This window comes from Xenorhabdus santafensis (assembly GCF_033949405.1).
Lineage (GTDB): Bacteria > Pseudomonadota > Gammaproteobacteria > Enterobacterales > Enterobacteriaceae > Xenorhabdus > Xenorhabdus santafensis.
Genome location: NZ_VCDN01000045.1, coordinates 62,894 through 73,970, shown reverse-complemented (window position 1 = coordinate 73,970; position 11,077 = coordinate 62,894). Strand labels below are relative to the sequence as shown.

At 44.9% G+C, this 11,077-nt stretch carries 12 protein-coding genes; 7 read left to right on the top strand and 5 right to left on the bottom strand.

The window, feature by feature from the left end; genetic code table 11:
* Positions 1–458: 458 nt before the first annotated feature.
* Positions 459–1,211, top strand: a complete 753-nt coding sequence (gene cutC / locus FE392_RS12165) for a copper homeostasis protein CutC (RefSeq protein WP_319930493.1) — start codon at positions 459–461, stop codon at positions 1,209–1,211.
* Between the two features lie 57 nt (positions 1,212–1,268).
* Here the strand turns inward: cutC and cmoB are convergent, their stop codons facing one another.
* The 3 genes from cmoB to FE392_RS12150 all read right to left on the bottom strand — a co-directional run bounded on the left by cmoB (position 1,269) and on the right by FE392_RS12150 (position 3,690).
* Positions 1,269–2,240 (bottom strand): tRNA 5-methoxyuridine(34)/uridine 5-oxyacetic acid(34) synthase CmoB, encoded by a 972-nt coding sequence (gene cmoB / locus FE392_RS12160; protein ID WP_319930492.1) that lies wholly within the window; start codon positions 2,238–2,240, stop codon positions 1,269–1,271.
* Positions 2,237–3,028 (bottom strand): carboxy-S-adenosyl-L-methionine synthase CmoA, encoded by a 792-nt coding sequence (gene cmoA / locus FE392_RS12155; protein ID WP_319930491.1) that lies wholly within the window; start codon positions 3,026–3,028, stop codon positions 2,237–2,239. Before cmoA ends, cmoB begins: the two co-directional genes overlap by 4 nt.
* 263 nt (positions 3,029–3,291) lie before the next feature.
* Complete coding sequence (locus FE392_RS12150) at positions 3,292–3,690, bottom strand: MAPEG family protein (RefSeq protein WP_319930490.1); 399 nt, start codon at positions 3,688–3,690, stop codon at positions 3,292–3,294.
* A gap of 269 nt (positions 3,691–3,959) precedes the next feature.
* On the opposite strand from FE392_RS12150, the gene aspS reads away from it, so the two are divergent.
* From aspS to ruvB, 6 genes are all read left to right on the top strand, one after another.
* The gene (gene aspS, locus FE392_RS12145) at positions 3,960–5,729 is read left to right on the top strand and encodes an aspartate--tRNA ligase (RefSeq protein WP_319930489.1); all 1,770 of its coding nucleotides are present in this window, start codon (positions 3,960–3,962) and stop codon (positions 5,727–5,729) included.
* Positions 5,729–6,163: a dihydroneopterin triphosphate diphosphatase gene (nudB, locus tag FE392_RS12140; RefSeq protein WP_319930488.1), complete on the top strand. Its 435-nt coding sequence runs from the start codon at positions 5,729–5,731 to the stop codon at positions 6,161–6,163. Before aspS ends, nudB begins: the two co-directional genes overlap by 1 nt.
* A gap of 30 nt (positions 6,164–6,193) precedes the next feature.
* Positions 6,194–6,937, top strand: coding sequence for a YebC/PmpR family DNA-binding transcriptional regulator (locus FE392_RS12135; protein ID WP_319930487.1), 744 nt, complete (start codon positions 6,194–6,196; stop codon positions 6,935–6,937).
* A gap of 187 nt (positions 6,938–7,124) precedes the next feature.
* Positions 7,125–7,646: a crossover junction endodeoxyribonuclease RuvC gene (gene ruvC / locus FE392_RS12130; RefSeq protein WP_319930486.1), complete on the top strand. Its 522-nt coding sequence runs from the start codon at positions 7,125–7,127 to the stop codon at positions 7,644–7,646.
* Between the two features lie 81 nt (positions 7,647–7,727).
* Positions 7,728–8,345 carry a Holliday junction branch migration protein RuvA gene (gene ruvA, locus FE392_RS12125; RefSeq protein WP_319930485.1) on the top strand — a complete coding sequence of 206 codons (618 nt, stop codon included), beginning with the start codon at positions 7,728–7,730 and terminating at the stop codon, positions 8,343–8,345.
* Between the two features lie 16 nt (positions 8,346–8,361).
* On the top strand, positions 8,362–9,369 hold the full coding sequence (gene ruvB / locus FE392_RS12120; protein ID WP_319930484.1) for a Holliday junction branch migration DNA helicase RuvB: 1,008 nt from the start codon (positions 8,362–8,364) through the stop codon (positions 9,367–9,369).
* Positions 9,370–9,523: 154 nt separating this feature from the next.
* Here the strand turns inward: ruvB and znuB are convergent, their stop codons facing one another.
* Entirely contained in the window at positions 9,524–10,309 is a 786-nt protein-coding gene (gene znuB / locus FE392_RS12115) for a zinc ABC transporter permease subunit ZnuB (protein WP_319930483.1), read from the bottom strand.
* Positions 10,306–11,064, bottom strand: a complete 759-nt coding sequence (gene znuC, locus FE392_RS12110) for a zinc ABC transporter ATP-binding protein ZnuC (protein ID WP_319930482.1) — start codon at positions 11,062–11,064, stop codon at positions 10,306–10,308. Before znuC ends, znuB begins: the two co-directional genes overlap by 4 nt.
* Positions 11,065–11,077: the final 13 nt, after the last annotated feature.

Genomic DNA, 11,077 nt, shown 5'->3' with positions numbered 1-11,077 from the left:
ATTGATATGATCATCCGGTGTATTTTATTTGCACCGGATTTTTTTATAACCAATTTTAAATCTCAACGTTAAGTGAGAAAGCAAACGATAAAATATTAATGTGACAGAGATCGCGATATTTTTTCAATTAATTGATTTCATGGAATTTAATGCGTTGTTTGATAAGGTTCTGCTGATTTGCCTGATATTATATTTATGTGATTATCACAAAATTAAATATTTATTGTATCAAATGTTCACTTAATGTTTCATTGTGTGAACCTTCCGATATTGTGATAAACGAAAATCATGTCTAATACTATAGAGTGATAAGCTAGTATGAGAAACAGAGTTATTAACGGGAGTGAAATAAAATAAGAAATGGGACAAGACGCAGCCTCTGAATCAAGGGGAGCTCATGGTTTGGAAAGCCCATTTGTTTGGACTGTCTACTACGGAGTGATATTAAGGGGCTTTGAATGATAAAGCTGGAAATTTGCTGTTACAGCGTAAGTTGTGCTTTGACTGCCCAAAAAGCAGGGGCTGATCGCATTGAATTAAGTGCAAGCCCGTCAGAAGGTGGTGGGACACCGAGCTTCGGGACATTGCAGCAAGCACTGCAGCAGTTATCGATACCCGTACATCCAATTGTGCGGCCAAGGGGAGGGGATTTCTGCTATAACAACGCTGATTTTGAGGTGATGAAAAACGACTTGGCCCATATCCGCGATATGGGATTTCCCGGTGTGGTTTTTGGGGTTCTTAATGATGAAGGCCATATCGATCGCCTACGCATGAGGCAATTGATGTCATTGTCCGGAAGTATGGAAGTGACATTTCACCGGGCTTTTGATATGTGTTTTAACCCGCATGTTGCTCTGCAACAACTGACAGAGTTGGGAGTGAAACGCATCTTGACCTCCGGCCAGCAACAAAGTGCTGAACTGGGGCTGCCTTTGCTAAAAGAATTAATTGAAGCCAGCCAAGGGCCGATTATTATGCCGGGGGCGGGTATCAGAGCGAGTAACATCGGCAAGTTTCTGGAGTGCGGTATGACGGAACTCCATAGTTCAGCAGGAAAACTGAAACCATCTTCCATGAAATATAGAAAAGCAGGTGTGACGATGAGTTCGGATGACCGGGAAGTGGACGAATATTCTTACTATTGTGTCGACGGGCAACTGGTCGAGTCAATGAAGGGAATCATTAGCTTGGTTGAGCGTAAGAAATAGAACCTGACTATTGGATGTGTGAACTACCATCATGGGCGGCAGTTCACACATCAATATTTATGGCTTGCGTGCGATGAGAATAGCCCGCAAAGGCGCAGGATAACCCTCAATTGTTTTATTGTGATCGTCCGGGTCAAGGAAATCAGCCAGCGATTCGGTTTTCATCCATTCTGTCCGGCGTTGTTCATCCAATGTAGTCACTGCCTGATCAACAATTCTGACATCGACAAAACCACATTTTTCCAGCCAGACTTTCAGCATTTCGGCTGATGGAATAAAGTAAACATTTCGCATTTGCGCGTAACGTTCACCGGGAATGAGGCATTGATGCTCATCACCTTCAATCACCAAACTCTCTAAAATCAACTCCCCTCCGGATACCAATTGATTTTTCAGTTGCCACAGATGATCGAGAGGAGAACGGCGATGGTAAAGAACGCCCATGGAGAACACGGTATCAAAGGCATTCAGATCGGGTAATTGTTCAATGCCCAAGGGCAGGAGGTGGGCTCGCTGGTCATTGCCCAGTAATTTTCTGACCGCTTCAAATTGGCAAAGGAAAAGCTGCGTTGGATCGATGCCCACAACCAATTGTGCACCTTCCCCCACCATGCGCCACATGTGATAACCGCTGCCACAACCGACATCAAGTACAGTTTTGCCCTCTAAAGGAGAAATATGGGGGATAAGCCGATCCCATTTCCAGTCAGAACGCCATTCAGTATCAACTTCAACGCCATAAAGTGAAAAAGGGCCTTTGCGCCACGGCATAAATATCTTCAGTATATTGCGGATGCACTCTTTCTCACCGCGGGATAGGTCTGGTTCGTGGGTGGCAATGACACCATTTTTCAGATCAACGTGAGTTGGCTGGAAATCAGGCAATTTTTCCAGCACTTTCAGCCATGAACTAAATTGCCCGTGCAGTGACTCTCTCTGCCAATGATTCAATTGTGCAGGCAGACATTCCAGCCAGTGGCTCAAATGGTTTTTGGCAATCACTTGATAAAAATTACCGAAATCGATCATTGTTCAGCTCCTTTTACTGCCAACAATGACCCAAAATTGAAGCATTGGAACCACACTTCGACATGCTGGAATCCGGCTTTTTTAAGGCGTGACTTGTGGGTTTCAACGGAATCTGTCCGCATGACATTTTCCAGCATGCTGCGCTTCTGGCTGATTTCCAGTTCACTGTAGCCATTGGCCCGCTTGAAATCGTAATGCATGTTAAACAGTAATTCGCCGATTTTTTCATCTTCAAAATTGAATTTCTCAGACAGAACCAAAACACCACCGGGTTTTAATCCTGCATAGATTTTATCCAACATCTTTTGGCGATCATCAGGATGTAAAAATTGTAAGGTAAAATTCAGTACGACAATGGAGGCGTTTTTGATGTCAGTATCAAGAATATTTTGCTCAATAACTTCGACGGGAATATTGGCCTTGAATGAATCAATATGACGGCGGCAGCGCTCAACCATTGCGGATGAATTATCAACAGCAATAATGCGGCAGCCATCGGCTCGATTGCCTTTGTTATTATCTTCACTATTGCTGCTAATGGCACGGCGGATCGATAACGTAGCAGCACCGAGAGAGCAACCGAGATCATAAATTTGACTGTTTGGTGTTACAAAACGCTCTGCCAGCATACCTATCATAGAAATAATATTGGAATAACCGGGGATAGAGCGTTTCACCATATCAGGAAAGACTTCGGCAACACGATCGTCAAAGCTCCAGTCACCCAAGCTGGCAATTGGAGCAGAAAACAGACTGTCCCGCTGATTATAAGGATCTTGATTTGACATAACAGAATTGATTTTTGAAACAATAAGAAATCACTATTCTAACAGAATGCAGGAAAGGGCAGAAACAGATAATCAATAGAAACCCTCTGGCGGTAAAAATACCGCCTCGGGCAATGATAAAACTTTGCGGTGTTGCGATATCACAGTCTTACATGTGATTGGTATTGATGAGCATGATTACACATGCCACTTTTCAAGTAGTCATATTGTCAGCCGATAGCTAACAATTCCTTGAAATATCGGGTGTAGGTGTGGTGAGCAACCTAGCTATAAAGAGAAAAGATTTGCTCCCATGGCAAGTAATAAATGTTAGTAACGATCATTATCAGCATTGAAATGTACGTTGCTGCCATGCCCATGCGCCGCCAGCGTATCTCACGATGGCGCAGGCCGAAGTAGTGCAATACCCGGCCAGAAAGCAATACTAATCCACAAATATGCAGCATCCATACGGCTGCTCCATTCATCTCCATCATAACCAATAACAGCATTGAAATCGGAATATACTCAACGGCATTGCCATGAACCCGGATGGCTGTTTGTAATTCGTAAAACCCTCCATCGCCATAGGATACCCGATATTGCGTTCTCAACTTGACTACATCTAGAGATAGCTTAATCAATAATAGTGCGCCCAGTACGATATAAAGTGAGCTAACCATTTTTAACTCCATTGCCCAATCCAAAAACGGCTGGATGATGATAAACCCCAAAAAGAAAACTGTCGCTAAAAATCATAGGATTTAATGATAATTTCTATGACTATTATTAGATAGCAAAAAATTTGTCTTGCTAAGAACAGTGTAATAGCCTTATCTCCAGTGAGAATTTCCAGTATAATGGTCATCTTTTTTTGACAATTCTTCCTAAAAAAGAACAATGCCAAAATTTCCGCAGCAGAAAGCATGAGAGCTGAGTAAAAGGATATTGTATGCGTACTAACTATTGTGGGCAGTTAAGCCGAGTCCATGAAGGCCAAAAAGTAACTCTTTGTGGATGGGTAAACCGTCGTCGTGATTTGGGTGGTCTGATCTTCATTGATATGCGAGATCGCGAAGGTATCGTTCAGGTATTCTTCGACCCAGATCAGAAAGAGATCTTTACTCAGGCTTCTGAACTGCGTAATGAATTTTGTATTCAAATTACTGGGGTTGTGCGAGCACGCCCTGACAGCCAAATCAATAAAGATATGGCAACGGGTGAGGTTGAAGTCTTTGCAGATAGCCTGACTGTATTTAACCGTTCTGAGCCGTTGCCGCTGGACAGCAAGCAAAATAACAGCGAAGAGCAGCGCCTGAAATATCGCTATCTTGATTTGCGTCGTCCTGAAATGTCCCAGCGCTTGAAAACCCGTGCAAAAATCACCAGTTTTGTGCGCAGTTTCATGGATGCGGCTGGTTTCCTTGATGTGGAAACACCAATGCTGACCAAGGCAACGCCAGAAGGCGCACGTGACTATTTGGTGCCAAGCCGTGTTCATAAAGGTGAGTTTTATGCGTTGCCCCAGTCTCCGCAGCTTTTTAAACAATTGCTGATGATGTCCGGTTTTGACCGTTATTATCAGATTGTAAAATGCTTCCGCGATGAAGACTTGCGTGCAGATCGTCAGCCTGAATTTACGCAAATCGATGTTGAAACATCGTTCATGAGTGCTGAGCAAGTTCGTGAAATCATGGAAAAAATGATCCGCGAATTATGGTTGGATGTGCGCGGGGTTGATTTGGGTAATTTCCCAATCATGACATTCGAAGAAGCCATGCGCCGTTTTGGCTCAGATAAACCTGATTTGCGTAACCCGCTGGAACTGGTGGATGTGGCTGATCTGGTCAAAGACGTTGAATTTGCCGTTTTCGCTGAACCAGCAAACAATCCAAAAGGCCGCGTTGCTGTCATTTGTGTACCAGGTGGCGCAGAATTGAGCCGTAAACAAATTGACGAATACGGTAAATTTGTTGGCATTTATGGCGCAAAAGGTCTGGCATGGATGAAAGTCAACAACCGTGCGGCAGGTCTGGAAGGAGTGCAAAGCCCGATTGCTAAATTCCTGTCTGCTGAAGTGGTTGAAGGTTTGCTCTCCCGTACCAATGCACAGGATGGCGATATTCTGTTCTTTGGTGCAGATAAGAAAAATGTCGTTACTGATGCGATGGGCGCTTTGCGCCTGAAATTGGGTCGTGATCTGAACATGACAGATCTGGGTAGCTGGAAGCCTCTCTGGGTGATTGATTTCCCAATGTTTGAAGACAACGGGGAAGGTGGCCTGACGGCAATGCACCACCCATTCACATCGCCGAAGGATATGTCAGCGGCTGAATTGGAAAACGAACCAGAATCAGCAATCGCAAATGCTTACGACATGGTGATTAATGGCTACGAAGTTGGTGGCGGCTCTGTCCGTATTCATCGCAATGAAATGCAACAGGTTGTATTCCGCATTCTGGGTATTAATGAACAAGAACAGCAAGAGAAATTCGGTTTCTTGCTCAATGCGCTGAAATACGGTACACCACCTCATGCAGGTCTGGCTTTTGGTCTGGATCGCCTCGTTATGTTGTTGACAGAAACCGATAATATTCGTGACGTCATCGCGTTCCCGAAAACAACGGCGGCCGCATGCTTGATGACTGATGCACCAAGCCCTGCAAATCCAGCCTCACTGGAAGAACTGGCAATCTCTGTGACTAAAAAAGAGAGCGAATAATGTCTTATAAGCGCCCTGAATCTGTGTTGGTTATGATTTATGCTGCTAACAGCAAAAGGGTGCTTATGCTACAGCGACGGGATGACCCTGAATTCTGGCAATCGGTAACAGGTAGCTTAGAGCAGGATGAAAAACCGTGTGAAGCTGCGTTGCGTGAGGTACAGGAAGAAGTTGGCATTGATATCGTCAGTGAAAACCTCCAGTTATTGGATTGCCAACGCAGTCTTTATTACGAGATTTTCTCGCATTTACGACATCGATACGCTCCGGGAGTAACGCGCAATAAAGAGCATTGGTTCTCGCTGGCGTTGCCCGAAGAGCGCGAAATCTTGCTGACAGAACACTTGGCTTATCAATGGATGGCGGCTGATGAAGCGGCTAAATTGACTAAGTCATGGAGTAATCGGCAAGCAATTGAAGAATTTGTCATTTAGTTTATTAAATGTTTTATCGGAGATATTTTCATGGCAGGTCATAGTAAATGGGCCAATACGAAACACCGCAAAGCTGCGCAGGATGCAAAACGCGGTAAAATTTTCACCAAAATTATCCGTGAATTGGTAACAGCAGCGCGTTTGGGCGGCGGCGATCCGGCTTCTAACCCTCGTTTGCGTGCAGCAGTCGATAAGGCTTTGTCCAACAACATGACTCGCGATACATTGAATCGCGCAATTGCCCGTGGTGTTGGTAATGATGATGCCGATAACATGGAAACCATCATCTATGAAGGATATGGCCCAGGTGGTACAGCAGTGATGGTTGAATGTTTGAGTGACAACCGCAACCGTACTGTGTCTGAAGTTCGTCATGCGTTTACCAAAACGGGCGGTAACTTGGGTACGGATGGCTCAGTTTCTTATCTGTTCACCAAAAAAGGCGTGATTTCCTACGCACCGGGCTTGGATGAAGATTCAGTCATGGAAGCGGCACTGGAAGCAGGTGCTGATGATGTTGAAACTTATGAAGATGGCGCGATTGATGTCTATACTACTCCAGAGTCTTTCGGGGAAGTTAAAGACGCGCTGGATGCTGCGGGCTTCAAGGCGGATTCTGCTGAAGTTTCCATGATCCCATCGACCAAGGCGGAATTGGATGCAGATACTGCACCTAAATTACTTCGTCTGATCGACATGCTTGAAGATTCTGACGATGTTCAAGAAGTTTACCATAATGGTGAAATTTCTGATGAAGTTGCAGCGTTGCTGTAATTAAGTTAGGGTTCACAGCGTAGAGAAAGTGCTTCTACTGTATATCCATAGGGTTTTATTCCTCATTGGGGTTTCAAAGCCGTAACTTGAAAAACTGCGGTAAGAGCGCTTTCTCTAACGTTTTATCCCATATCATATGGCACATATCTAGTTGAATACTAGGTAAATACTAGGTGAATAGTTCGATATGGCGATTATTCTGGGCATTGATCCCGGTTCCAGAGTGACGGGATATGGCGTTATTCGCCAGCAAGGACGGCAACTTATCTATATTGGCAGCGGCTGCATTCGAACAAAAGTAGATGATTTACCCAGCCGTTTACAGCGAATCTATGCGGGGGTGACTGAAATCATCACGCAATTCCAGCCAGATGCCTTTGCGATAGAGCAGGTTTTCATGGCAAAAAATCCAGATTCAGCCTTGAAATTGGGGCAAGCTCGTGGCGTTGCAATTGTTGCTGCGGCGAACCAAGCTATTCCAGTCTTTGAATATGCAGCCCGTCAGGTGAAACAAACCGTGGTTGGCACAGGTGCGGCTGAAAAAAGCCAGATCCAGCACATGGTACGTTCGATGTTGAAATTGTCGGCTAGCCCACAGGCTGATGCCGCTGATGCTCTGGCTATCGCCATCACGCATTGTCATCTCAATCAAAATTTGCTGCGGGTTGGGGATGTACGATTAAATTTAACGCGAGGGCGTTTGAAATAATTGAATGCTGGATATACGTCCAGCTTTTTTTGTGCTATAAGCTAGCGGAACGATTTATTTTTATTTTCAGGGGGGTAAACAGTGATAGGGCGTTTGAGAGGAACCGTGTTGGAAAAACAGCCGCCATTGGTTTTATTGGAAACTAATGGTGTCGGTTATGAGGTTCATATGCCAATGACCTGTTTTTATGAACTGCCTGAAATTGGTCAAGAAGCTATTCTATTTACACAATTTATCGTGCGTGAAGATGCCCAGTTATTATATGGATTTAATGATAAGCAAGAACGGGCTCTTTTCCGGGAACTGATTAAAGTTAATGGCGTGGGGCCAAAATTGGCTCTGGCTATCCTTTCAGGCATGTCTGCCCAGCAATTTGTGACGGCCATTGAGCAAGAAGCGATTGCATCACTGGTCAAATTACCGGGAGTCGGTAAAAAAACGGCTGAAAGGTTGGTGGTAGAAATGAAAGATCGCTTCAAAGGGCTGAATGGCGATCTATTTAATCAAAGCAGTGACATCAACTTGCCTGAAAAGACCAAACAAACGAATTCCACAGCGGATATTGAAGCGGAAGCTGCGGCTGCACTGGTATCTCTGGGGTATAAACCGCAAGAAGCCAGCAGAATGGTGGGCAAAGTGGCGAAACCGGGTGCAGATTGTGAAACGCTGATTCGTGAAGCGCTGCGTGCAGCTTTATAATTGCAGGAGTTAAGTGATGATTGAAGCTGACCGTCTGGTTTCCGCCGAAGTTTTGCAAGATGATGAAGCCATTGATCGCGCTATCCGGCCCAAATTTCTGTCTGAATATGTCGGGCAACCCCACGTTTGTGAACAGATGGAAATTTTTATTCAGGCAGCACGGCAACGTGGCGATGCACTGGATCATTTATTGATTTTCGGCCCGCCCGGATTGGGTAAAACCACATTGGCAAATATTGTTGCGAATGAAATGGGCGTTAACCTGCGGACAACATCGGGGCCGGTGCTGGAAAAAGCGGGTGATCTCGCGGCCATGCTGACCAACTTGGAACCGCACGATGTGCTGTTCATCGATGAAATCCACCGTTTATCGCCGGTAGTGGAAGAAATCCTCTATCCCGCGATGGAAGATTATCAACTGGACATTATGATTGGGGAAGGGCCAGCCGCCCGTTCAATCAAAATTGATCTTCCTCCCTTTACCTTAGTAGGCGCGACGACACGGGCGGGTTCGTTAACCTCGCCATTGCGCGACCGATTCGGCATCGTACAGCGTCTCGAATTTTATAACGTCGACGATTTGCAAAGCATCGTTTCCCGCAGCGCCCACTATATGGGATTAAATATCTCAGACGATGGTGCAAGGCAAATTGCGATGCGCTCACGCGGAACTCCCCGTATTACAAACCGCTTATTGCGCCGTGTGCGTGATTTCGCGGAGGTAAAAAGCGATGGTTCTGTTAACGGTGATATTGCCGCCCAGGCTCTCAATATGCTGAACGTGGATTCAGCAGGGTTTGATTATCTTGACCGCAAATTGTTGCTTGCCATTATAGATAAATTTATGGGTGGGCCGGTTGGGCTGGATAACTTGGCGGCAGCGATTGGTGAAGAGCGGGAAACAATAGAAGATGTATTGGAACCATTCTTGATCCAGCAAGGATTTATTCAGCGGACACCACGAGGCCGAATTGCAACCAATCATGCTTATCGGCATTTTGGATTGAGTAAAGAAAATGAGTAAATTTGCTTGTTGACAGATAAACCAAAAATCAAATTTGGCAACATCTTTAATTAAGGCCAATCACTCGAATAAGAAAGGGTTATAACTGATTTGTTATAACCCCTGACTTGAATGCTGTTAAATGTATTACTAGTTAAAGAAGATAAAATAAAGATCAGTTTGTTGCTTTACGGGTCAAACTCAGTGCAAATAACATAGCGGCACACAGCACAACAGAAGGCCCGGCTGGAGTGTTATAAAATGCCGATAATGTTAACCCGCCCGTCACAGCAAGCATCCCGATAATAATGGCAAAAGCCGCCATTTGTTCAGGTGTGCGCGAGAAGCGGCGGGCAGTTGCAGCAGGGATAATCAGCAGGGAAGTGATGATTAACGCACCGACGAATTTCATTGCCAGCCCGATGGTCAAAGCAGTTACCAGCATCAGCAGAACGCGCAGGCGTTGAATTTTAATCCCATCGACAAAAGCCAGATCTTGGCTGATAGTCATTGATAATAACGCACGCCATTGCCATGTCAGCAACCCTGCAACAATTGCAACTCCTGCGGCAATCAGTAAAAGATCTTCATACGTGACAGATAATAAGTCACCGAATAAATAGGCCATCATATCGACCCGTACGTTAGTCATAAAACTTACCACAACTAACCCCAAAGACAGGGCACTATGGGCCAGAATACCCAACAGTGTATCGACAGCTAATTGTGGTCGTTTTTCTAACCAAACTAAGATAATGGCCAATATCATTGTTACCGCAATCACGGCATAAAATGGGTTTACATTAAGTAAAAAACCAAAAGCGACACCAAGTAACGAAGCATGCGCCAGAGTATCTCCGAAATAGGACATTCTGCGCCAAACGACAAAAGAACCGAGCGGCCCTGCGGCAATTGCCAATAAAATACCGGCCAGCCAACCGGGAAGTAATAATTCAATCATCGACGTGATTCCCCACCGTTTTTCAAAATAACTTTTCCTCTCAGATCATGATGATGATTGTGATGATGGCGATAAACTGCCAGTTGTTCGGCTCCGTGGCGGCCAAACATTGCGATGAATTCTGGATGCATTGACACCACTTCTGGTGTACCAGAGCAGCAAATGTGTTGATTAAGGCATAAAACTTCGTCTGTTTTCGCCATTACTAAGTGCAGGTCATGGGATACCATAAGCACAGCACAATTAAGCTCAGTTCTAATCTGATTGATTAAGTCATAAAGTGCCAGTTGCCCGTTGACGTCGACGCCTTGTGTTGGCTCATCAAGCACCAGAAGTTGGGGGTTATTAAGCAAGGCTCTGGCAAGTAAAACCCGCTGGGTTTCTCCTCCTGATAGCTTTTGCATCGGTTGTTTCAATAAATGGGCTGCCTTGACTCGCTCCAATACAGGCATGATATCTGTTGATTTAACGTTGGGCCTTAGCATCATGAAACGTTTGACTGTTAGGGGCAGTGTTGGATCAAGGTTCAATTTCTGTGGGACATAACCTATTCTTAATTGCTGGCTGTGTTCGATGGTGCCTGACGTCGGTTGAATTAAACCTAATACAACGCGAACCAGCGTTGATTTTCCGGCGCCGTTTGGACCAATCAGAGTAAGGATGTTTCCTTGTTTGAGGTTGAATGAAATATTGTTTAATACTTTGCGGCTACTAAACTCAACCGTAATATTTTTTAGGCTAATCATAGTTGACATGTTAAAAGTGTCT